Below are 22617 nucleotides of genomic sequence, written 5' to 3' on the forward strand. Positions count from 1 at the left end.
AACGGTAGCCGGGCGGCGGTCCGTCCGAGGTGCCGGCAGCCCGGTCAAACCCGTGCCGTGTCCCGGCGGAACCGCCACGCGGCACCGAGCCCGAAGACGGCCGCCCAGGCGAGCACGTTGACGATGGCCCAGATGCTCACGCCCGCACCGGTGAGCGGCGCCCGGACCAGCTCGGCGAGGCCGTAGGTCGGCGTGAACTTGGCCAGCGTCGCGAAGACACCCTCGCCCAACGGGACGAACAGCCCGCCGGCGAACGCCAGCAGCGCGAGCGACGGGCCGAGGATCTGCATGACGTTCTCCGACGGCAGCAGGTAGCCCATGAACAGGCCGAACGCGGCGAAGACGACCGATCCGACCCAGGCGAGCACAAGGGACTCCGCGATGACCGTCCCGCTACCGGTCGCACCGGAGGCCATGCCGACCGCACCGACGACGATCACCGCGGCGAGGCCCATGACCATCGCGACCGCGACCTTCGTGAAGACGTACGTGACCGGCCGCAGCGGGGTCAGGCGCAGCTGGCGGGTCCAGCCCTGTGCCCGCTCGACCGAGACGCTCGCACCACCGCTCGTCGTGGCGATCATGGCGCCGTAGAGAGCCATCGAGACCATGATGAAGGCCGTCACGTTGGCGCGGCCGACGGACTGGGTCGTGTACGCGTCGGCGGTGCCGAAGAGCAGGAAGAACACCGGCGGCATCACGAGCGTGAAGATGACCGTCCGGCGGTTGCGGACCAACCTGCGCAGCTCGATCGCAAGGAACCGCCCGTTCACCAGCCCGGTCCGCGGGACGCGGTCGGCGGCGGTCGCGGTGGCCGATCCGGTGACGGTGGTGGCACTCGTGGCGCTCATGCGTTGCTCCCTGTGGTGGTGCCGGGCTCGGTGTGGTCACCCGTGAGCGCGAGGAACGCGTCCTCCAGGCCTCGGGCAGTGATCTCGATGTCGGTGGCCTGGGTGGTCGTGAGCAGGTGACGAGCGACGCCGTCGGAGTCGGAGGTCCGCACCAGGACCCGGTCGCCTCTCAGCTCGACGCCCTGGACGCCGGGCAACGCCTCGATCGCCGCGGACTCGGCGGGCGTGATGGCCGGCAGCGACGCACTCACGAGCCGACCGGACGCCAGGTTCTTGATCTGGGCGGCGGACCCGTCGGCGACGATCTTGCCGCGGCTGACCAGCACGATCCGGTCGGCGTACGCGTCCGCCTCCTCCAGGTAGTGCGTGGCGAACAGGATCGTGCGACCGCGGGAGGCGTCGGCGCGCAGGGCCGTCCAGAAGTCCCGTCGACCCTCGACGTCCATACCGGTGGTGGGCTCGTCGAGGACGATCACGTCCGGGTCGGGCAGGAGCGCCAACGCGAACCTGAGCCGCTGCTGCTGACCGCCTGAGCACTTGCCGACCCGACGGTCCGCGATGTCCGCGATCCCCGCCCGGGTCAGCACCTCCTGCACGGTCCGGGCCGACCGGAAGAACGAGCCCGTCAGCTCGACCGTCTCGCCGACCGTGAGGTCCTTGAGCAGGCCGCCGGACTGCATGACGGCGGACACGCGGCCCTCGGCGATCGCCCGGCCGGGCTCGAGCCCGAGGACGGACACCGAACCCTCGTCCGGGTTGGCCAGACCGAGCAGCATGTCGATCGTCGTCGTCTTGCCGGCGCCGTTGGGTCCCAGGAACGCGACGACCTCGCCGGGTGCGACCGCCAGGTCGATCCCGTCGACGGCGTGCACCGTGCCGAAGGACTTGTGCAGGCCGCGCAGGTCGATCGCCAGCGGGCCCGAGCCGGTCGGTGCCGGCGTGGGGAGCATGTCGGTGAAGGTCATGGCTAGATCCTGCTGGTCGTCGCCCACAGCCGTCCCCGCCGGGAGTCACCCGATCGAGATGACGGATGTCACGACTCAACCTTCGGGGCACGTCCTGCGTCTTCTACGGTGTGACCACGATGTCGACGACGCCCGCCGCGCTCCACGAGCACGAGCCGACACTGCCGGAGCCGGAACCGGCGCCCCCCGAACCCGAACCCGACCTGGTGCTGCCCGAGCCGGAGACGACCGACGTCGTACCCGTGCGGACCGGCAAGGCCTCGCGGGACGACGAGTTCGCGGCTTTCATGGCGGCCAACGGTGACGCGTTGCTGCGGACCGCCTGGTACCTCACCGGTGACCAGCACCGGGCCGAGGAGCTCACGCAGCAGGCCCTTGTCCGGACCTACGCCGCCTGGTCCCGCGTCCGCAGCGGCGACCCGGGCGCCTACGCGCGCCGCGTCCTGGTCAACCACCGCGTCGACACGTGGCGCAGGCGACGGCGAGAGGTGCTCACGGCACCGGGCGACCTGCCCGACGGCGTGCGTCCCGACGAGCACCGCACCACCCACGACCGCGACCAGCTGACCCGCGCACTCGCTCTGCTGACACCGCGCCAGCGCCGCATCGTCGTCCTGCGCCACCTCGTCGGGCTGCCCGAGGCCGAGGTCGCCACCGAGCTCGGAGTGAGCCTCGGCACCGTCAAGTCCACCGCCTCGCGCGGCCTCGCCACCCTGCGCGAGGCCCTCGAGGAGGAGCCGAACACTGGGGGAACCCGATGAGCACGACCTTCGAGAACGACCTGCGACGCCAGGCGGAGGCGTCCGTACCTGCCGGACTGTCGCTCGACGTGAGCACGGTCCTGGCTGCCGGCAGGCGGCGGCGCTCGGGCCACATCGCCGGTGCCCTCGGCGCGGTCGGCGTCCTGGTGCTCGGCGGGGCCATCGTCGCGAACCTGGGTCTCACGTCGCCCACGCTGCCAGCCGGGCGACCGGGCGTGCTCGCCGACGCCACGGCGGTCGAGGTGGCGCCCGGGGTGCTTGCGGCGGACAAGTTGGTCCCCCAGCTCACCCCGGACGGCACGATCTGGTGGGACACGGGGCTGGAGACCCACCCGTTGGAGGGCTACCGCTACGGTTTCGCCGCCGCGACGAACGACGAGCTCCGTGCCGGGGGTGGGTCGAGCTCCGTGCTCGCCGGCGTGTCGCTCGGTCTGTACAAGACGACGACCACCCCGCTGACCGCGAGCCAGAGGGCCATCTCACCGGATGCCAGCGACGAGCTCGGAAGTACGGGTGACGTGTGGAAAGACGTCATCTCGTGGCCTCGGGCGTCCTCGTCGGCCGACCCCGCGAGACCCCTGACCAGCCTGAGCGGCTTCGGCGAGAACGGAAGCACCGTCTATGTGCTCGCCGGGCACGTCTCGGCCCGGGTGCCGTCGGCCCGCGCCGCCATGATCGTCGCGTCGGGCCTGGCGAACGGCCGTTCTTACGTCGAGCTCCCGACGGTCGTCAGCCCGGTCGACCCCAAGGCCAGGCTGTACGCGGTGACGATCGACGAGGCCAAGCTTCGCCCGAACCGGGCGTACGAGTTCCGGCCGGTCATCGTGTTCGTCGGCTCCGACGGCACCGTCGACCTCAACGACGAATGCGGAGGCTCGACGATCGAGGAATGTTCGCAGACGCTCGGTGGCGCACTCGTACCCGCCCTGAAGTCGATCGGGGCACACCTGCCCGACTGACGTCGTGAGTCGAGAACGAGCCGGCAGCGCAGCGGGCTGCCGGCCCGTTCTCGCGGGCTCAGGCGCCGATCAGGCGTGCCGCCAGGTAGCCCGTGACCTTGTCGAGCGAGACGCGCTCCTGCGTCATGTCGTCGCGGTGCCGGATGGTCACGGCCTGGTCCTCGAGGGTGTCGAAGTCGACGGTGATGCAGAACGGCGTGCCGATCTCGTCCTGGCGGCGGTAGCGGCGGCCGATCGCGCCGGCGTCGTCGAAGTCGACGTTCCAGTTCTTGCGCAGCTCGGCGGCCAGGTCGCGGGCCTTGGGTGAGAGGGCCTCGTTGCGCGACAGCGGCAGGACGGCGGCCTTGACCGGCGCCAGACGCGGGTCGAGCTTGAGCACCGTGCGGACGTCGACGCCGCCCTTGGTGTTCGGTGCCTCGTCCTCGGTGTACGACTCGACCAGGAACGCCATGAGGCTGCGCGTCAGACCCGCCGCCGGCTCGATGACGTAGGGCACGTACCGGGTGTTCGTCGCCTGGTCGAAGTACGACAGGTCCTGGCCGGAGTGCTCGGTGTGCGTCTTGAGGTCGAAGTCGGTGCGGTTCGCGATGCCCTCGAGCTCGCCCCACTCGCTGCCCTGGAAGCCGAACTTGTACTCGATGTCGACGGTCCGCTTGGAGTAGTGCGACAGCTTCTCCTGCGGGTGCTCGAAGTGCCGCAGGTTGTCGCGGGAGATGCCGAGGTCGACGTACCAGTCGGTGCGCGTGTCGATCCAGTACTGGTGCCACTGCTCGTCGGTCCCGGGCTCGACGAAGAACTCCATCTCCATCTGCTCGAACTCGCGCGTGCGGAAGATGAAGTTGCCGGGCGTGATCTCGTTGCGGAACGACTTGCCGATCTGGCCGATGCCGAACGGCGGCTTCTTGCGGGCGGTCGTCGAGACGTTGGCGAAGTTCACGAAGATGCCCTGCGCGGTCTCGGGCCGCAGGTAGTGCAGGCCGGACTCGTCCTCGACGGGGCCGAGGTAGGTCTTGAGCATCATGTTGAAGTCGCGCGGCTCGGTCCACTGTCCGCGGGTGCCGCAGTTGGGGCAGGCGATGTCGAGCAGGCCGTTCTCGGGCGCACGGCCCTTCTTCTCCTCGAACTCCTCGAGCAGGTGGTCCTCACGGAAGCGCTTGTGGCAGCTGAGGCACTCGGTGAGCGGGTCGGTGAACACGCCGACGTGGCCGGAGGCGACCCAGACCTGCCGGGGCAGGATCACGGACGAGTCGAGGCCGACGATGTCCTCGCGGCTGGTGACCATCGCACGCCACCACTGGCGCTTGATGTTCTCCTTGAGCTCCACGCCGAGTGGTCCGTAGTCCCAGGCGGACCGTGTGCCGCCGTAGATCTCCCCGCTCGGGAAGACGAAGCCACGCCGCTTGGCGAGGGAGACGACAGAGTCCAGGCGCGAAGGTGCCACGTTCGATCACTCCAGGTGGTGGCGCCCGCGGCTGGGTGTCGCGGGCGGACGGGACCGCGACGGGTCGCGGATTGAGCAGCGCTCAAGGCTACCCGGGAAGCAACGGACCCGTTTTGACAATGGTTCTCGATTACGGTGACACTGAGCCCCATGGTCCCCCGCGCGTCACGGTTCGCGGCGCTGCTGGTGGTCGCCTCCGCGCTGATCAGCGGGTGCTCGGCCGATGCGACGGCGGGCGTCCGCGCGGGCACGGTGGACGTCATGGCGTCGTTCTACCCCCTGCAGTTCGTCGCCGAGCAGGTGGGCGGCGACCGCGTCACGGTCCGCTCCCTGACGCCCCCCGGTGCCGAGCCGCACGACGTCGAGCTCTCCCCCGCGCAGGTCTCCCGGCTGGACCGCGCCGATCTCGTCGTGTACCTGTCCGGCTTCCAGGCGGCGGTCGACGACGCGGTCGAGCTGACCGACCCGGCCCACGTGATCGACGCGGCTCAGGACACGACGTTGTCGACGCCCGCGCAGCAGCACACGCACCAGGACGAGCCCCGCGACCCAGCAGACGACGAGCGGCACGGCACCCTCGACCCGCACTTCTGGCTGGACCCGACCCGCATGCCGGCACTGGTCCAGGACGTCGCCCGCACCCTGAGCACGATCGACCCGGAGGGCGCGTCCCAGTTCACCGCGAACGCCACCGCCCTCGCCCAGCGGTTCGAGGACCTCGACACCAGCTACACCGACGGCCTCGACACCTGCCGGAGCAGGACGTTCGTCACGTCGCACGCGGCGTTCGGGTACCTCGCCACCCGGTACGACCTCGAGCAGGTGGGCATCTCCGGGATCGACCCGGAGGCCGAGCCGTCACCGGCCCGGCTCGCCGCGGTCCAGAAGATCGTGCGCCGCGAGGACATCTCCACCATCTTCTTCGAGAGCCTGGTGAGCCCGAAGGTCGCCGAGACGCTCGCCTCCGACCTGGGCATCACAGCCGCCGTGCTGGACCCGATCGAGGGTCTGGCCGACCCGTCGGACGACTACTTCTCGATCGCCGGACGCAACCTCGACGCCCTACGCACGGCCCTGGAGTGCACGTGAGCGAAGCGGTTCCTGTGATCGAGGCGACGGCCCTCGGCGTGACGATCGGCGGGCAGCCGATCCTCACCGGCATCCACCTGACGGTGACTCCGGGCGAGGTGCTGGCGCTCCTCGGCGCCAACGGCTCGGGGAAGTCGACGCTCGTCCGCAGCCTGCTGGGCGTGATTCCCACGACCGCGGGGTCGGTCCGCCTGTTCGGCGTGCCGCTCGGCCCGTCGGCCCCCTGGAGCCGCATCGGCTACGTGCCGCAGCGCATGCCTGCCGCGTCGGGGGTCCCGGCGACCGCGCTGGAGGTGGTGGCCTCCGGCTTCCTGCACGGACGCACGCTCCGCCGGCCGCACGGGCACCGGCAGAGCGCCCTCAGCGCGCTGCGGGACGTCGGGCTGGCCGAGCGAGCGCACCAGGCGGTGCAGGAGATGTCGGGTGGCCAGCAGCAGCGCGTCCTGATCGCCCGCGCCCTTGTGCGCCGACCCGACCTGCTGGTCCTCGACGAGCCCACGTCCGGGATCGACATCCCGACGCAGTCCACGTTCGTGGAGACCGTCAGCCGCCTGCACGACGCGGGTACGACTGTCGTGGTGATCCTGCACGAGCTGGGGCCGTTCGCCCCCCTGATCGATCGCGCTGTGGTGCTGCGGCACGGACGCGTCGCGCACGACGGTCCCGCGCCACGCGCTCGCGGCGAGCACGCCGGCGAGTGGCACGACCACACCCACGCGCACTCCGACCCCGAGGAACCCCCGTCCCCGTTCACCGTGGAGGTGCTCCCGTGACCGCCTGGGACCAGGTCGTCGAGCTGCTCACCTCGCCGCTCATGCAGCGTGCCCTGATCGCCGCGGTGCTCGTCGGTGCGGCCGCACCCGTCGTCGGCACGTTCCTCGTCCAGCGACGCATGGCACTCATGGGCGACGGCATCGGGCACGTGGCCCTGACCGGCGTGGCCCTCGGCTGGCTCGTCGGCAGCTGGGCCGGGCTGGTCCCGCAGGACGCGCTCGCCGTGCCGGGGGCCGTGATCGCGGCGATCGTCGGCTCGGTCGTCATCGAGCTCGTCCGCGAACGCGGGCGAACCAGCGGCGACCTCGCCCTGGCCCTGATGTTCTACGGCGGCATCGCGGGCGGCGTCCTGCTCATCAAGGTGGCCGGCGGCACCAACGCCAACCTCATCAGCTACCTGTTCGGCTCGATCTCCACGGTGTCGACGACGGACCTGTGGTGGACTCTCGCGCTCGCTGCCGTCGTGCTCGGCGTCGGCCTCGGGCTGCGGACTGCGCTGTTCGCGGTCAGTCACGACGAGGAGTTCGCCCGCGCCAGCGGGCTGCCCGTGCGGTTCCTGTCGATGCTCGTCGCGACGATCGCCGCCCTCACGGTCACGATCGCGATGCGCGTCGTCGGCCTGCTGCTGGTCAGCGCGCTCATGATCGTGCCGGTCGCCATCGCGCAGCTCTACGCCAGGTCGTTCGGCCGCACCATGACCGCGGCCAGCATCATCGGCGTCCTCGTCAGCGTCGTCGGCCTGACCCTGACGTACTGGCAGGACATCCCTCCCGGCGCGACGATCGTCGTGCTCGCCATCGTGGTGTACGGCGTCGGCGCGTCCGTACGCCCGCTCGTCCGCCGACCGTCACCGCCACGAGACCCGCACCCGGACATGGTCGACGACGTCCTCCTCGTCGACGACGGTGTCGTCGACCCACCCTCCCGTACGATCACGGAGTGAACGTTCGGGACGCCTACCACCTGGGCGGCGTCCCCGTCGGCATCGCGATCGTCGGGCTGTTCGTCATCGTGATGGCCCGCTCCCACGGCACCTACTGGGCCGGTCGAGGCGTGGTGCGCGGAGCTCAGGGCGCCCATCGTCTCGATTCCGCCCCGGGGTGGTGGCACGCGACCATGACCAGGCTCGAGCAGTGGACCGGCACGCAGGCCGCCCAGAAGGGCCTGGGGATGGTGCGCCGCTGGGGCGCCCCGGCCATCTCGCTGGCCTACCTCACCGTCGGCCTGCAGACCGCGATCTTCGCGTCCGCCGGGATGATCCGGATGCCGTACCTGCGTTTCACTCTCGCCTCGATCCCCGGGGCACTGGTGTGGTCCGTCGTCTGGGCGACCGTCGGCTTCGGCGCCGTCTGGGGTGCCATCAACCTCTTTGCGGTGTCACCGTGGGCGTTGCTTGCTGCCGTCGCCCTGGTCGCCGCGGTGATCGGCGGGCTGGTGTGGTTCCGGCTGTCCCGCCGCGCTCGGCGCCCGACGCCCGTCGAGCCGGTCTAGGTCTTCGACAGGCAGAACTGGTTGCCCTCCGGGTCGGGGAGCACGGTCCATGCCTGCGGTGTGCAGACGTGCTCGGCGTCGCGCCGGCCCGCACGAGAGCGCCGACTCACCTCCAAGGGTCATCCTTGTGGTCGAACGCCGGCCGAGCCCACCGACTCAGCGGCGGTCGGCCTCGTCGACCCCTCCCGCTGAGCCGCCGTCGGCCCTGTCGACCGCGCCGCCGTAGCGCCGGTCCCGACGTGCGTACGTCTCGACCGCGCGCCACAGGTGCCGGCGGTCGACGTCCGGCCAGGGTTCGTCGAGGAACACCAGCTCGGCATAGGCGGCCTGCCAGATCATAAAGTTCGAGATCCGCTGCTCACCGGACGAGCGCAGGAACAGGTCGACGTCGGGCAGGTCGGGCTCGTCCAGGTAGCGCGCGAACAGCTTCTCGTTGACCTTGTCGGGCTTCAGGCGACCGGCCGCGACCTCACGCGCGATCGCCTGGGCGGCGTCGGCGATCTCGGCGCGGCCGCCGTAGTTGACACACATCGTGAGCGTCACCGTGGAGTTGTTCCTGGTGAGCTCTTCGGCGGTCTCCAGCTCGTTGATCACCGACCGCCACAGCCTCGGGCGTCGGCCGGCCCAGCGCACCCGCACGCCCCAGGAGTTCATGAGGTCGCGTCGGCGGCGCAGGACGTCTCGGTTGAAGCCCATGAGGAAGCGGACCTCGTCGGGCGAGCGCGACCAGTTCTCGGTGGAGAAGGCGTAGGCGGAGACGTGCTCGACGCCGATCTCGATGGCGCCGGCGACGACGTCCAGCAGCGAGGCCTCCCCCGCCTTGTGGCCCTCGACGCGCGGGAGTCCTCGCGCGTTGGCCCATCGACCGTTGCCGTCCATCACCACGGCGACGTGCCTGGGCACGAACTCCTTGGGAATCTCGGGCGGACGGGCACCCGACGGATGCGGGTAGGGCGGTTCGACAGGTCTTCCGGCAGGCAGAGGCACGACGGACATTGTGCCGCGCCGCGCGAAGTGAAACTGGATGGTTGCACTTAGGCCGTTCCTCGCCTACGTTGAAGTGCAACATTCGAGTTGCACAACGAAAGGGAGCCGCCAGCATGACCAGCAACCTCATCTTGACCTTCACCGTCGACGAGACCGCGGAGCGCGTCTTCGCCGCGATCAACGACGTCCGCGGGTGGTGGTCCGGCCCGCCCGCGCCGACCGAGCCACAGATCGAGGGCCGGACCGACGTCCTCGGGGCGGAGTTCACCTACACCGTCACCGATCTGCACTACGTCAGGTTCCGGATCACCGAGCTCGTCCCGAGCACCCGGGTCGCGTGGCTGGCCGTGGAAAGCCAGCTCAGCTTCGTCCAGGACCGGCAGGAGTGGGACGGCACGACCGTCACGTTCGACATCGTCGAGCGGGACGGACGCACCGAGGTCGTCTTCACCCACGTCGGTCTGGTCCCCGAGCAGGAGTGCTACGACGTGTGCGACGACGCCTGGAGCTCCTACGTGCTGGGAAACCTGCGCCGCCTGATCGAGACGGGATCGAAGGACCCGATCGACGTCGTCGCCACCCTGGGCGCACGGGCCTGAGCTGCCGTCATCCACGCGCCGCGCGATGTCCGGCGCGTGGATGACACGGCTCGTCGACCGCATCGAACCGGCCCGTTCAGACCCGCTCGACCATCGGCAGCGACCGCAGCTGCCGCTCGAGGTGGAACTGGCAGAACGCAGCGACCAGGCCGTTGCCCTCGCCGCGGTGCCGCTCGGCGCTCGCGTCGGCGATCGACCAGTCACCCGCGAGCAGCGCAGCCAGCAGCTCGAACGTCTGCGGAGCGGGCGCCGCGGCGCCGGGCGGACGACAGGCCCGGCAGACGGCACCGCCTGACGCGATCGCGAAGGCCGCGTGCGGGCCGGGCTCGCCGCAGCGTGCGCAGTCGGTGAAGCTGGGCGCCCACCCAGCGACGGCCAGCGCACGCAGCAGGTAGGAGTCGAGGACCAGTCCGGGGGCGTGGTCACGTCCGGCGAGCGCGCGGACCGCACCGACGAGCAGCCAGTACTGCTGCAGCGACGGCTCACGCTCGGCTTCCACCAGCCGGTCGGCCGTCTCGAGCATCACGGTGCCCGCGGTGTAGAGGGTGTAGTCCTCGCACACCTGCCGCCCGTACGACCCGAGCGTCTCGGCCTGCGTGACGATGTCGAGGTTGCGGCCCGTGCTCAGCTGCACGTCGACGTGCATGAACGGCTCCAGCCGTGAGCCGAACCGCGACGACGTTCGACGCACACCCTTGCCGACCGCGCGCACCTTGCCGTGCGACCGGGTCAGGAGGGTGACGATGCGGTCGGCCTCCCCCAGCTTGTGGGTGCGCAGGACGATCGCCTCGTCGCGGTAGAGGCTCACGAGCCCATTCTCCCCCGCACCACCGACAAGTCCGGTCGGCGCGCGGAACACGGCGGGAGCAGCTCACGCCGCCAGCTCCGGACACTCCGCGACGAGCGCCGTGAAGCAGACGTCGATGGCCGAAAGCTCGCGCTGGACCGCTGCTGCCGACGCCGCTCCGACCGAACCATCCGACCGCGCCCCATCAAACGATGACGTCGCGCCGACCAAACTGTCGCGCTCCGCCCCACCAACCGACGACGGCACGCCCACCAAACCCTCGCGCTCCGCCCCACCGACCGACGACGTCACGCCCACGGAAACCTCGCGCGCCGCGCCGCCAACCGACGACGGCACGCCCACGGAACCCTCTGAACGCGCCTCATCGACCGATGCCATCTCGCCTAGCGACCTCGCCGGCCTCGCCCGATCGACCGGCATGCTCGGGGCGTGACTGACGTACTGGTGACCGGTGGGCGTCGTCGTCACAACCCTATGGACCGACGACCCGCTCGCCCCGTGTGCGGACAAGGCTCCGCCTCGGTCGATCGGCCGCCGAATCCATCCCGGCGCCTCCTTGGCGAGGTTGCAGGCGATGCACAGGCCTTCGCCGTTCGCGGCCGTCGTCTTGCCCCCCGCGGCCGCTGGGACGATGTGGTCGATGTGTCGGATAGGGGCTCCGCAGTACGGCGTGCGACACATCCCCTGGTCGCGTATCCGCAGAAACTCGGCCAGCCCGTCTGGGTGGAATCGGGCCCGAGAGGTCATGGCGACCAGGTCGCCATGAGGATCGGCATACAGCCGCCGCACCCAGGCGGCGTCCGCGTCGATGCCCGCGGCTACCAGTTCCCGCGCGATCTGCGCCGGCACCGGGCCGGTGCCGGGCAGCACGCCAGGTTCGTGCCCTGCTCCGAGCAGGGCCGAGTCGCTGAGCACGAGGTTCACCGTGACGGGCACAGCGGACGCACTCGACTGTCCGGTCACGAGCTCCACGAGCGTGTCCGCCATGACCTGTCCGCGACCGCGTCGAGCTTGCGTACGCGCGTTGATGCTCGTGACGGGTGCGCCGCTCCCGGCTTCGGCACCGCCGACAACGGCGCCAGCGGCAACGCCGGCAACGGCGCCAGCGGCAACGGCGCGAGCGGCCGCGGCGGCGGCAGACAAGGCGTCCGCATCGGGCGACACCACGGCGGCGTCGGCCGCCCGACACAGGGCCGCGTAGGCCGCTACCCCTTGCGCCACCGGAAGCAACGCCGTCAGGTACGTCATGGTGTCCGGAGCGGGCCGCAAGGTGACGCAACGCTCGGACTCCGCCCGTCGAGCGCGGCGCACGACAGCCGACGGATCAAGCCGCGCGACCAACGCCCGTGCCGACGCCACGAGCCGCCGTGTCCCGACCCCGTCCAGCGCCGACGGTTGCCCGCAGAGCAGCACATCGACCTCCCGACGCTCCTCGAGGTCCAAGCACGCCGTCTCCTGGACCAGCAACATCGCTCGATGCTCCGAGAGCCGGCCCGAGCGCAACGCTCCGAACGTGTGCGGCATCTCCGAAAGCCAGACCTTCGCAGCACCGCAGAGCGCCGCACCGCGGTGCGGCGACTCCCGACGGGCCAGCGCGACCTGCGGGGCAACGCCCAACCCGCGCCTCGCGGAGGGCACCCCCTCGTGCGCCTGTCGGTCGCGCTCCATACGTTCGAACGCGACCGCCGCCTCCGCCTGCAGCGCGCACGCTGCGGACTTGAGACCCTCGAGCGCGGTAATCAGCTCCACCAGCTGTGAACTCGCCCCTGCGGCCTCGGCGCGCACGTCTCGACCCACAGGAACAGGCCGCGGTACCACACGCACGTCCTCGTCGAGAGCACCTCTGCGCAGCCCGTCCAGACCGATCGCAAGCTCACTGCGCCACCGCTCGACCGCGGCAGCGTCGACGGCGTCGACGGCGCCGGCAGCGTCGACGTCGCCGACGGCGTCGCTCGTCGCGTGCAGAAGGGTGGTGGTCATGTCCTCGACTCTATCGAACATATGTTTGAGTTACCAGATGTCGCCCATATAGTGGATGGCGGCAGGAGGCAGGCTGCGCCAAGGGCGGATGGGGCACGGACGCGGCGCACGCCCCCAGCCGGTCTGAGACCTTCGAACATCCTCACTGGCGGCACGGACATGGCAGGCCCAGCGTGTCCGGCCACCGGACAGCACGTCCGGCCACCGGGCAGGCCCAGCAAGTCCGGCCACCGGACAGGCCCAGCAGGTCCGGCCACCGGACAGGCGCAGAAGGTCCGGCCACCGGGCAGGCCGTTACCGGTCCATGCAGCCGGTCCGCCGCCGCGGCCGCAACGAGGACGGCGTCGTCGTGCCTCAGCACAGACGTAGGCCCCCCCCGCGGCTGTTGCAGGAGGACCTCGTCATCGTGCCGCAGGACGACGTAAGCCGCCGCAACCACCTGGGACCTCGCCATGCCGTCACCCTGGGTGCCGCGCTGGCAGTGCCCACGGCAGGCGTGCCCCGCCCAAGACGCCATGCCAGCACCTTGGGTGCCGCGCTGGCAGTGCCCACGGCAGGCGTGCCCCGCCCAAGACGCCATGCCAGCACGCTGGGTGCCGCGCCGCCGGTCCCCACGGCACGCGCCCGCCTGGGATGGCGACGGGACCGCACAGCGGGGACCGGCAACACGGACGTCAGCGCTCGACGCGTCTCGGGGTTGCCGAGGCAGCGCCGGGCGCGCCGGGGCGAACCGCGCTGGATGGTGCGGCGGCCCCGGGCGTCAGGGGGTGAAAGAGCGCTGTGTCAGCGCTCGTGCCGGTTGACGGCCGAGATGATCGCCTTCAGCGAGGCGGTGGTGATGGAGGGGTCGATGCCGACGCCCCACAGGATCTCGTCGCCGATCGCGCACTCCACGTAGGCGGCCGCTGCGGCGTCGCCTCCCGCAGAGAGGGCGTGCTCGGCGTAATCGAGGACAGCGACGTCGACGCCGAGGTCCTTGAGGGCCGCGACGAAGGCAGCGACGGGCCCGTTACCGGACCCGCGCAGCGTCCGCTGGACCTCCCGGTCGACCAGGTCCACCTCGAGCGTGTCAGGCCCGTCCTCGACGCTGGTGCCGCGCGTGCCGCGCAGCGAGAACCGGCCCCAGGGAGCAAACGGGCTGCCCTCCTCGACCGGCAGGTACTCGTCGTTGAAGATGTGCCACAGCTCGTCGGCGGTGACCTCGGTGCCGTGCTGGTCGGTGTGCTTCTGCACCACCTGGGAGAACTCGATCTGCAGCCGGCGCGGCAGGTCCAGGTCCTTCTCGGACTTCATCAGGTAGGAGATGCCGCCCTTACCGGACTGCGAGTTGACGCGGATGATCGCCTCGTACGAGCGGCCGACGTCCTTCGGGTCGATCGGCAGGTACGGCACGGCCCAGACCAGGTCGTCGACCGAGACGCCCTGCGCCGCAGCCGAGACCTCCATGGCCGCCAGACCCTTCTTGATGGCGTCCTGGTGCGACCCGGAGAACGCCGTGAACACCAGGTCCCCGCCGTACGGGTGGCGCTCCGCGACCGGCAGCTGGTTGCAGCGCTCGACCGTGCGCCGGATGTGGTCGATGTCCGAGAAGTCGATCTCGGGGTCGACGCCCTGACTGAACAGGTTCATGCCGAGCGTCACCAGGTCGACGTTCCCGGTGCGCTCGCCGTTGCCGAACAGGCAGCCCTCGATGCGGTCGGCGCCGGCCAGGTAGCCCAGCTCCGCAGCGGCCACGGCGGTGCCGCGGTCGTTGTGCGGGTGCAGGGACAGCACCACGCTCTCGCGGTAGCGCAGGTTGCGGCTCATCCACTCGATCGAGTCCGCGTAGACGTTCGGCGTCGCCATCTCCACGGTCGCCGGCAGGTTGATGATCACCTTGCGGTCGGGCGTGGGCGCCAGCTCCTCCAGCACCGCGTTGCAGATGCTCAGCGCGTACTCCAGCTCGGTACCCGTGTACGACTCCGGCGAGTACTCGTAGAACACGTCGGTGTCGGGGATGAGCTCTTCGTACTTCTTGCAGAACCGGGCACCCGATACCGCGATGTCGATGATGCCGTCCTCGTCGGACCGGAACACGACCTCGCGCTGCAGCGTCGACGTCGAGTTGTACAGGTGCACGATCGCCTGCTTGGCACCCGCGATCGCCTCGTACGTCCGCTCGATCAGGTGCTCACGCGCCTGCGTCAGCACCTGGATGACGACGTCGTCCGGGATCAGGTTCTCCTCGATGAGCTTGCGGACGAAGTCGAAGTCCGTCTGCGAGGCGGACGGGAACCCGACCTCGATCTCCTTGAAGCCCAGCTGTACGAGCAGCTCGAACATCTCCAGCTTGCGGGCCGGGTTCATCGGCTCGATCAGCGCCTGGTTGCCGTCGCGCAGGTCCACGGCACACCAGCGCGGGGCCTTGGTGATGCGGCGGTCGGGCCACTGGCGGTCGGGCAGCTCGACGCGGATCTGCTCGTGGAAGGGGCGGTACTTGTGCACCGGCATCGACGACGGCTGCTGTGCGCTCGTCTCCAGATAACTCATGGGGTCCTCGTCCTTCGGGGCGTTCGGCGGGGGGTCAGCCGGCACACGCGACACCGCGACGAGGATGCGGCCTTAGAGGGCCTCGTCGCGGCAACGAAGAAGGAGGGTGATCCCGAGCACGAAGTCACCGTACCCCGAACACGGGACACCTTCGCAACCTGGACCGCAGGACGGATGGTCGAGGCCGGTCAGGTCAGCGCAACGCGACCAGCGCGTGGTCCCCGACGGCGTACAGCTGGGTGCCCAGCCGGACCACGCGCGAGGTCCCTGGGGGCAGCGGAAGCTGCCAGGCGAGCCTGCCGTCCTCCAGGTCGAGGGCGACCAGTACCGCTCGGTCGTCCAGCCCACCGGTGAGCACCCCGACCCGCCTGCCGTCCGTCAGCGCCGGTCCCGAGACCGCGCCGAGGTCACGCACCCAGGCGACCGATCCGTCGGCGGCGTCGAGTCCCGCGAGCGTCCCCGCATTGCGCACCACCACGCGACCAGCCGCGGCGACCGACACCCGCGTCCCCCGGGTCGGCGTCTGCCAGACCTGCTGGTCCACGCCGGCGCGGTACGCCCGGATGCCGTCGACCCCCAGCCCGTTGGTCGTGAACGTGAGATCCGACGAACCGTCGGCCACGTCCACCGAGAGCACCGAGCCCTCCGCGAAGAGCCACGGATGGTCCATGCCGTTGGCCAGCGAGGACCGAGCGACGATCGCCGAGCCCAGCAACCGGTACTCCTGCCGCACGACGGTGCCGTCCGGGTCGAGCGTGGTCTGCTCGGCGCCGAGGGTCGCCGTCCCGCGCGCCTCCCGCTGCCCGGTGGCCGCGTCGAGCAGGAGCGTGCTGTCGTTGCGGGTCACCATGACCAGGTCACCCGCGGCCACGAGCCGGATACGACCGTTCACGGGAGTGAACGATCCGGACAGCAACCGGTCGGCGGCCCAGACCTCCTTGCCCGTGACCGGGTCGAGCCTGCGGATCGTCAGCCGACCGGCCGTGTACGCCGCCACCACGAGGTCGGAGCCCACAGCGGCGGTCGCCAGGGTCCAGCCGGCGCCAGGGTGCTGAGCGCGCACCGTGCCGTCGGTCGGGTCGATCGCCCAGACCGCTCCGGGTGCCGCGTCACCGTCCGGCACCTGGGGCAGGTCCCGGCGGTCGGGCTGGGGTGCCGGACCTGCGACGCACGTGAGGAGCGGGCCCGTCGACCGGCACGAGACCGTGTCGGGCACCGGATCCGTGCCGAGGGGTACGGTCCAGCGGGTCTCGCCCGTGACCGCATCCAGGCCGACGACCCGGCGGTCCCGCGCGTCCGCCGACCCCGCTGCGACGACCAGCACGTCGTCGACGAGCACCGGGGGCATCGCACCGTCGACGTCGACCCGCCAGCGGACCTCGGGTGCCGAGCGCAACGAGTGCACCGCGCCGACGAACGCCGCAGGCCCGAGCACCTGGGCGCGTTCGCGTCGGCTCAGCCACTGCGGCCCGGCGAGCACCACGCCGGTCAGCAGTGCGAGCACAGAGAGTGTCGCGACGACCGCCGCCGCCGGCCTCTGGGACGCCCAGCTCCGGGCGCCGGCCGCAGCATCGCGCAGCCGATCGGGCGCGGATCGGACGGGCGGTGACGCGTCCGTCGCGTCCTCGTCCAGTCCTACGAGCTGCATCGTCGGCCGCTCGGCCAGGCGTCGCACCGCCATGCACCGACTCTAGGCGCCCCTAGCCCGCGAGACCCGTCCCGGGCACCCAGACGAGCCGCATCGAGCAGTCCCCGAACAGCACCGTCGAGCCCACCCGGAGCCGGACCTGCTGGTCCACACCGCAGATCACCTGGCCGCCGTCGGGCAGGGTCACCACCGTGCCGTTGGTCGACCCCCGGTCCGCCACCCAGACGCCCGTCCGCTCGACCCCGATCTGGAGATGGGTCTTGGACACCGAGCGACCGGGGTCGGCGACGCGGACGAGCTGGACCGGGGCGTCGGACGCCGGGTTGCGGCCCACCAGCGCGATGCGCTCGATGCTCACGCGGCGGCCGTCGGAGAGCTCGAACTCTGCGCCCATCCGCTCCGCGACGGGCGGATGACTGAGGACGGCGGCGGTGCGCGGTGGCGCCGGGCGGGTCATCTCCAGCTCGGGCGCGAGGCCGTACGAGAGGCCGGGCCGCACCACGGGGATGGCGCGCGTGTCGAGGTCCGGGCCGCTGCGCCGCGGGGCGACGGGGGCAAGCACCAGCGACGACGGCGGAGGGGGGCTGACCATCGGTGGCCGAGGGATCGACGCCCAGGCGGGAACCGGCGCGGCGTGCCGCGGCGCGGCCGTGGGCTCGGCGACGACAGCCGCGGCACTCGCAGTACTCGCGACAGTGGAGGCTGTCGTGACTGAGGGACGGCTGCGGCGCGGTGGCTGCTGCGCGGCTGCGAGCACGGACCGGCGCACGTCGAGCACCTCGTCACCGGCTGCGCGGTCGTGCCACCCACGGTTCCGCCCGGTCCGGTCGAAGAACGGCGACAGGAGCACCACCAGCGCACCGAGCAGCGCCACGACGGCGCCGGCCGCGACGACCACGAAGCGCACGAAGATGCGCGCGATCCCGATGGGCTGCCGCGACTCGACGTCGAGGGTCCGCACACCGGTGGCGAGTCGTCCGAGGGTCCACCCCAGCCTGCCGTGCAGGATCCACTGCGTCACGACGAGGGCACCCGTGAGCGCCAGCCCGATCGTCATGAGCGCCACGGCGTCGTCGGACGCCTGGGTGGACGGCTCGGCTCGGGCCCAGGCGATGACGCCGGCGACGACGATCCAGCCTCCGAGTACCAGCCAGGCAACGGCGTCCAGCAGCACAGCCGCGAAGCGTCGACCCATCGAGGCCGGCGGCGCCGCGTCGGCTCGCGCGTACCGGGCGTTCACCTGAGCTCCCTGCGATCGGACCGGTCGTGTGGACATGGACGAGCTGGGCACCCGGCGCTAGGAGACGACACGCGAGCGGCGGGCAGCGCGCCGACGCCGGTTCTCCTGGCGCAGCGAGGCCGTCGAGAGCCGAGCCCGGACGCGGCGTCGCCAACCGACGCTGTGCGCCATCGCCGCGACCGCAACCTGGACATCTGCCCAGTATGCGGCCGCCTGCTCCGGACTCGGTGTCGCCGGGCTGAAGACCGCACGGTCGGCCGAACGGGCGAGCGCCCCGACCCTCGAGGCGACCAGCGCACCGTCGGGAACGTCCTCGAACGAGGCCGCGAGCGCTCTGGCTGACTCGTTGCGGGTGGCGAGGCCGCCGGTGGGATGCCGCAGGTCGCGTGCGACGTCGAGCACCTCGTCCCATCCCCCGGCGACACGCACCACCGGGTCCGCGCTACGCCGACGACGGCGGCGGCGCCGGACCTTGAGCAGGACGATGACCACGAACGGCGCCGCCAGCAGCACCAGCGGGATCGCGGCGACGCCTGCGACCTGGGTCACGCGGAGCCACAGCGGCGTGGCCTCCTCCTTGGGCGCCGGGTCGTCCGTCTGAGGCTGCTCGGTGTCCTCGTCGGGCGGGTTGACCGCGGCGGGGGGCGGCGGCGGCGGCTGCACGACCTGCGGGTTGGGCTCGGTCTGCTTGTCCTTGTCGTTCTCCTGCGGCGTCTGCTCGGGCGGCGGCGTCGGGTCGAACGGGATCCAGCCGTAGCCCCGGAACGGGATCTCGACCCAGGCCTTGATGTCCTTGCCGGTCACCTTGACGGGCTTGTCGGACGCCGTCTTCCCGGTGGCGTCGGCCTCGGGCTTGAAGCCGAGCACGACGCGGGCGGGCAGTCCCATCTCGCGTGCCATGAGCGCCATCGCGGCCGCGTACTGCTCACCGTCGCCGACCATGACGTCGCCGCCGAGAAGCGTCGTGATCCGGTCGCCGCCGTGGCCGGAGAGAGACACGTAGTCGCCCCTGTCCACGATCCCGTGGCTGAAGAAGCCCTGCTGGCTGAGCCAGCTCGAGAGCGCCGACGCGATCTGCACGGGGCTGCCTGCGTCCCGGGCGACGTCCGACGCCGTGTTCAGGACGATGTCCGGCACCGCGGCGGGCGGGGGCTGCGCGACGTCCGACGCCGGGGCGCGGCCGACGGTCTTGAGGTCCGGGACCGGCGGGACCACGACGTCGATGTCGTACGAGAGCCCGGGGTGGACGCCGCCGGTGACCACCGCGGCACCGGTCGCGTCGTTGTAGCGCAGACCGTTCGACACCGCCGGGTCGGTGACGTCGAACGAGGTCGCCTGGCCGACGGTCGGCAGCCAGACGCCGCCGAGCTGGTCGATGTGGAAGGACACCCGCGCCGGCGTACCGCGCGTGCCCGACTCGATCACGTCGCCGACACGGCGGAACTCACCGGACGCCTCAGCGGAACCGTCGCCGGCGACGTTCCACACCACACCGTCGTACCGGTCCATCGTCGCCAGCCGGATGCTCGCACCATCCGGCAGGCCCGAGACGGTGAACAACGTCGTGTCGGCGTCCTCCTTCACGAACTCCCGGAACGCGGACAGCGGGCTCGGGTAGGCGCGAGGGTCGAAGGGCGGCACGATCTCGTCGCGCACCACGAACCTGTTCGACGACCCCACGACCGCCGGCGCCCCGAACGTCCCCGCCGCGGCAGCGACCACCAGGAGCATGGTCGACGCGACGACGCGGCGCAGCCGGAGGCCACCGGACCGCCACGCGGCCCACGGCAGCAGCACGACGGCGAGCACCGTGCCGGTGAGCGTCGGGGGGATCGCCGGTGTCCGCGTGCCGAGCACGATCGCCCCGACGACGGCGACGACGGGCACGACCGCGGCGGAAGCGCCGAACGCCGGGCGCCGCGCGCGAAGAGTCACCGCGGCCGCGGCGGCGGCGCCGGCGAAGGCGAGGGTGTACATGGCGACCAGGAGCGTGCCGCTCGTCCCGATCGGTGGCTGCAGGGTGAGCACCTGCTTCCAGGTCGACACCACACCGCTGGCGAGAGCCCGTACGGTGCTCAGGGTCGGTACCAACCCCTGGATCGTGGTGCGCGGGGCGGCGAGCGGCCCACCCGCGACGAAGAACACGACCACCAGGGCGGCGACCACGGTCAGCGCCGACCACCGACGCCATGCGCCGAGCGCCGCGACCCCGGCGCCCAGCACCAGGCCGCCCACGAGCGCCGGGACGGCTGCCTGGTCGCCGTACACCGACAAGAGCGGCAGCAGCGCGAAGCCGATAGCGCCCAGGAGCACCGCAGTGTCGACCGACCCCGCGCGCAGGGAGCGCGCCGGGACGAGAGTCGTCATGCCGTCACCCGCCGCAGCAGGCGGGGCAGGTCGTCGAGCGACCCCAGCGTCGCCAGGCTCAGTGAACCGTGCGTCCGCACCGAGACGTCAGCGCCGCGCTCGCACCGCACGACGACGGTGCGGGTCCCGACGGGCACGTACCGCGATCCCAGCCGAAGGTCGGTGTTCGTCGGTTCCGACCCTGTGACCAGCATCGCGACCGAGGCCTCGGGCGCCTCGCGCGCGACGCGGCGGCCGAGCAAGGCCATACCCGCGCCGCTGGAGCTCAGCTGCAGCCCGGAGCAGTCGTCGAGCAGCAACGGCGGTGTCTCGACGCGCAACGTCCCTGGTCCGGCCAGCACGGCGAGCTCGCGCTCGTCCCGGATGGTCTGGACTCCCACCGAGCCGACCACGGAGACCGCCAGCTCGAACTCGTCGTCGTCGGCGTAGTCCCGCGGGTCCGTGGCCAGCGCGATCGCCGTCTGCGTCCGCCGCGTGTCCTCGAACTGCTTGACCATCAGGCTTCCGCGGCGGGCGGTCGTGCGCCAGTGGATGTAGCGGCGGTCGTCCCCGGCCACGTAGTCGCGCAGCGCGTGGAACGACAGGTCCGAGTCGGACAGGTCACGGGTGGCCTGCCCCTCGAGGTCACGCAGGAGACCCGAGCTGGCGCCGGCGAGCGAGACGAGCAGGGGGTGCACGAACAGCTCGACCGGCCTCGTCCAGCGCACGCTGCGCCGCGCGAGACCGAACGGGTCGCCGCGCACAGAACGCACCGGTCCGACGATGATCACGGCGCGCCGCGCCGTCGGGATGGCGAACAGGTCGTCGTGCTCCGCCCCCGCGCCCAGCGCCGGCACGGAGAACTCGGCAGTCACCGCACCGACGGGCAGCTCCACCCGCGAGGGCAGGGAGCGCCGTCGCGCGATGTTGCGCACCTCGAGCCGGCCCAGCGCACGCTCCCCCACCTTGACGCGCCGGTCGGCCATGTCGAGCGTGATCGCGTACCGGGAGCGGCCCACCGTCATGAGCAGGGAGACCAGCAGCACGGCGGTGAGCGCGGCGCCGATCGCCGCGAGCTCGAGCCAGCCGAACCGTCGGCCGGCCAGCAGGCAGCCCAGAGCGACGACCGCCACCCCCCAGCCGACCGTGGAGACCCGCAGACCCATGGTGCTCAGGCCGCCCGCAGGGCTGGCGGCGCGGTCGTCTCGAGGATCCGTGCGAGCACGTCGATCGCGGTCACACCGGCGAACTCGGCCTCCGTGTCGAGCACGAGGCGGTGGGCGAGGACGGGCTGGGCCAGCAGCTTGATGTCGTCGGGGATGACGTACTCCCGGCCCGCGGACGCGGCCCAGACCTTGGCCGTGCGGACGAGGGCGAGGCCTCCGCGCACGCTCGCACCGATCACCGTCTGCGCGTCGTCGCGGGTCGCCTCTGTCAACCGCGCCACGTAGTCGAGCACGACGTCGTCGATGTGCACGGTCTGCGCCAGGTCCGACATCGTGCCCACGGCCTCGGTCGTGATGCGGGGCTGCAGGTTGACGGTGCGGTCCTTGGCGCCGGCCAGGATCTCGATCGTCGCAGACCGGTCCGGGTAGCCGAGCGACGTCTTGATGAGGAAGCGGTCGAGCTGCGCCTCAGGGAGCCGGTAGGTCCCGGCCTGCTCGATCGGGTTCTGCGTCGCGATGACCATGAACGGGCGGCCGACCGGGTGGGTGACACCGTCGACCGTGATGTTGCCCTCCTCCATCACCTCGAGCAGGGCGGCCTGCGTCTTGGGCGACGCGCGGTTGATCTCGTCGGCGAGCACGACGGACGCGAAGATCGGGCCCGGGTGGAACTCGAACCGGTGCGTGCCCTGGTCGTAGATCGTCACCCCCGTGACGTCCGACGGCAGCAGGTCAGGCGTGAACTGGATGCGGTGGTGGCTCCCCTGGACCGTGGCGGCGAGCGCCTTGGCGAGCGATGTCTTCCCGGTACCCGGCGCGTCCTCGAGCAGCAGGTGGCCCTCGGCGATCATCGCCGTCAGCGCCAGACGGACGGTGTGGTCCTTGCCCAGCAGCGCGAGGCCCACGTTGGACACGAGGGCGTCGAAGGTCTCGGCGAACCAGGTGCTCTGCTCGGGGTCCATGTACGCGTTCTCCAGATGATC

Annotated in this window: 19 protein-coding genes; 7 read left to right on the top strand and 12 right to left on the bottom strand. The window is 71.5% G+C overall.

Annotation, left to right across the window (positions count from 1 at the left end; genetic code table 11):
* Nucleotides 1-44: 44 nt before the first annotated feature.
* Nucleotides 45-851: an ABC transporter permease gene (locus I847_RS0104495; protein WP_028048740.1), complete on the bottom strand. Its 807-nt coding sequence runs from the start codon at nt 849-851 to the stop codon at nt 45-47.
* Entirely contained in the window at nt 848-1816 is a 969-nt protein-coding gene (locus I847_RS0104500) for an ABC transporter ATP-binding protein (protein WP_028048741.1), read from the bottom strand. The genes I847_RS0104495 and I847_RS0104500 overlap by 4 nt, the downstream gene beginning before the upstream one ends.
* A 65-nt stretch (nt 1817-1881) precedes the next feature.
* On the opposite strand from I847_RS0104500, the gene I847_RS0104505 reads away from it, so the two are divergent.
* Together I847_RS0104505 and I847_RS0104510 are read left to right on the top strand one after the other, a co-directional pair.
* Complete coding sequence (locus I847_RS0104505; protein WP_369751703.1) at nt 1882-2577, top strand: SigE family RNA polymerase sigma factor; 696 nt, start codon at nt 1882-1884, stop codon at nt 2575-2577.
* Nucleotides 2574-3536 (top strand): hypothetical protein, encoded by a 963-nt coding sequence (locus I847_RS0104510; protein WP_028048743.1) that lies wholly within the window; start codon nt 2574-2576, stop codon nt 3534-3536. The genes I847_RS0104505 and I847_RS0104510 overlap by 4 nt, the downstream gene beginning before the upstream one ends.
* 58 nt (nt 3537-3594) lie before the next feature.
* On the opposite strand, the gene I847_RS0104515 is transcribed toward I847_RS0104510, so the two are convergent.
* The gene (locus I847_RS0104515) at nt 3595-4977 is read right to left on the bottom strand and encodes a glycine--tRNA ligase (RefSeq protein WP_028048744.1); all 1383 of its coding nucleotides are present in this window, start codon (nt 4975-4977) and stop codon (nt 3595-3597) included.
* 150 nt (nt 4978-5127) lie between these two features.
* On the opposite strand from I847_RS0104515, the gene I847_RS26545 reads away from it, so the two are divergent.
* Genes I847_RS26545 through I847_RS21910 form a run of 4 tightly spaced genes read left to right on the top strand, consistent with a single transcriptional unit; the run spans nt 5128 to nt 8331 of the window.
* Nucleotides 5128-6066 carry a metal ABC transporter substrate-binding protein gene (locus I847_RS26545; protein ID WP_028048745.1) on the top strand — a complete coding sequence of 313 codons (939 nt, stop codon included), beginning with the start codon at nt 5128-5130 and terminating at the stop codon, nt 6064-6066.
* On the top strand, nt 6063-6839 hold the full coding sequence (locus I847_RS26550; protein ID WP_051274493.1) for a metal ABC transporter ATP-binding protein: 777 nt from the start codon (nt 6063-6065) through the stop codon (nt 6837-6839). The genes I847_RS26545 and I847_RS26550 overlap by 4 nt, the downstream gene beginning before the upstream one ends.
* 41 nt (nt 6840-6880) lie before the next feature.
* Complete coding sequence (locus tag I847_RS0104530; protein ID WP_081680480.1) at nt 6881-7783, top strand: metal ABC transporter permease; 903 nt, start codon at nt 6881-6883, stop codon at nt 7781-7783.
* Nucleotides 7780-8331: a DedA family protein gene (locus I847_RS21910; protein WP_034608845.1), complete on the top strand. Its 552-nt coding sequence runs from the start codon at nt 7780-7782 to the stop codon at nt 8329-8331. Before I847_RS0104530 ends, I847_RS21910 begins: the two co-directional genes overlap by 4 nt.
* Nucleotides 8332-8487: 156 nt before the next feature.
* Here I847_RS21910 and I847_RS21915 read toward each other — a convergent pair whose 3' ends face one another.
* Entirely contained in the window at nt 8488-9327 is an 840-nt protein-coding gene (locus I847_RS21915; RefSeq protein WP_051274433.1) for an isoprenyl transferase, read from the bottom strand.
* A gap of 104 nt (nt 9328-9431) precedes the next feature.
* On the opposite strand from I847_RS21915, the gene I847_RS21920 reads away from it, so the two are divergent.
* On the top strand, nt 9432-9917 hold the full coding sequence (locus tag I847_RS21920) for an SRPBCC domain-containing protein (protein ID WP_034608846.1): 486 nt from the start codon (nt 9432-9434) through the stop codon (nt 9915-9917).
* Nucleotides 9918-9993: 76 nt separating this feature from the next.
* Here the strand turns inward: I847_RS21920 and recO are convergent, their stop codons facing one another.
* The 8 genes from recO to I847_RS0104590 all read right to left on the bottom strand — a co-directional run bounded on the left by recO (nt 9994) and on the right by I847_RS0104590 (nt 22596).
* The gene (recO, locus tag I847_RS0104555; protein WP_028048747.1) at nt 9994-10725 is read right to left on the bottom strand and encodes a DNA repair protein RecO; all 732 of its coding nucleotides are present in this window, start codon (nt 10723-10725) and stop codon (nt 9994-9996) included.
* 63 nt (nt 10726-10788) lie between these two features.
* On the bottom strand, nt 10789-12705 hold the full coding sequence (locus tag I847_RS21925; protein ID WP_081680482.1) for an HNH endonuclease: 1917 nt from the start codon (nt 12703-12705) through the stop codon (nt 10789-10791).
* A 783-nt stretch (nt 12706-13488) separates the two neighbouring features.
* On the bottom strand, nt 13489-15234 hold the full coding sequence (leuA, locus tag I847_RS0104565; RefSeq protein ID WP_028048748.1) for a 2-isopropylmalate synthase: 1746 nt from the start codon (nt 15232-15234) through the stop codon (nt 13489-13491).
* A gap of 193 nt (nt 15235-15427) precedes the next feature.
* On the bottom strand, nt 15428-16915 hold the full coding sequence (locus I847_RS0104570; protein ID WP_028048749.1) for a PQQ-binding-like beta-propeller repeat protein: 1488 nt from the start codon (nt 16913-16915) through the stop codon (nt 15428-15430).
* Between the two features lie 19 nt (nt 16916-16934).
* Entirely contained in the window at nt 16935-18122 is a 1188-nt protein-coding gene (locus tag I847_RS0104575) for an RDD family protein (protein ID WP_028048750.1), read from the bottom strand.
* A gap of 57 nt (nt 18123-18179) precedes the next feature.
* Nucleotides 18180-20489, bottom strand: coding sequence for a transglutaminase family protein (locus I847_RS21930; RefSeq protein ID WP_051274435.1), 2310 nt, complete (start codon nt 20487-20489; stop codon nt 18180-18182).
* On the bottom strand, nt 20486-21634 hold the full coding sequence (locus I847_RS0104585; protein WP_028048751.1) for a DUF58 domain-containing protein: 1149 nt from the start codon (nt 21632-21634) through the stop codon (nt 20486-20488). The genes I847_RS21930 and I847_RS0104585 overlap by 4 nt, the downstream gene beginning before the upstream one ends.
* A 5-nt stretch (nt 21635-21639) precedes the next feature.
* Nucleotides 21640-22596: a MoxR family ATPase gene (locus I847_RS0104590; RefSeq protein WP_028048752.1), complete on the bottom strand. Its 957-nt coding sequence runs from the start codon at nt 22594-22596 to the stop codon at nt 21640-21642.
* Between the last annotated feature and the right edge of the window lie 21 nt (nt 22597-22617).

It is taken from the genome of Cellulomonas sp. URHD0024 (genome assembly GCF_000426185.1).
GTDB lineage: Bacteria > Actinomycetota > Actinomycetes > Actinomycetales > Cellulomonadaceae > Cellulomonas.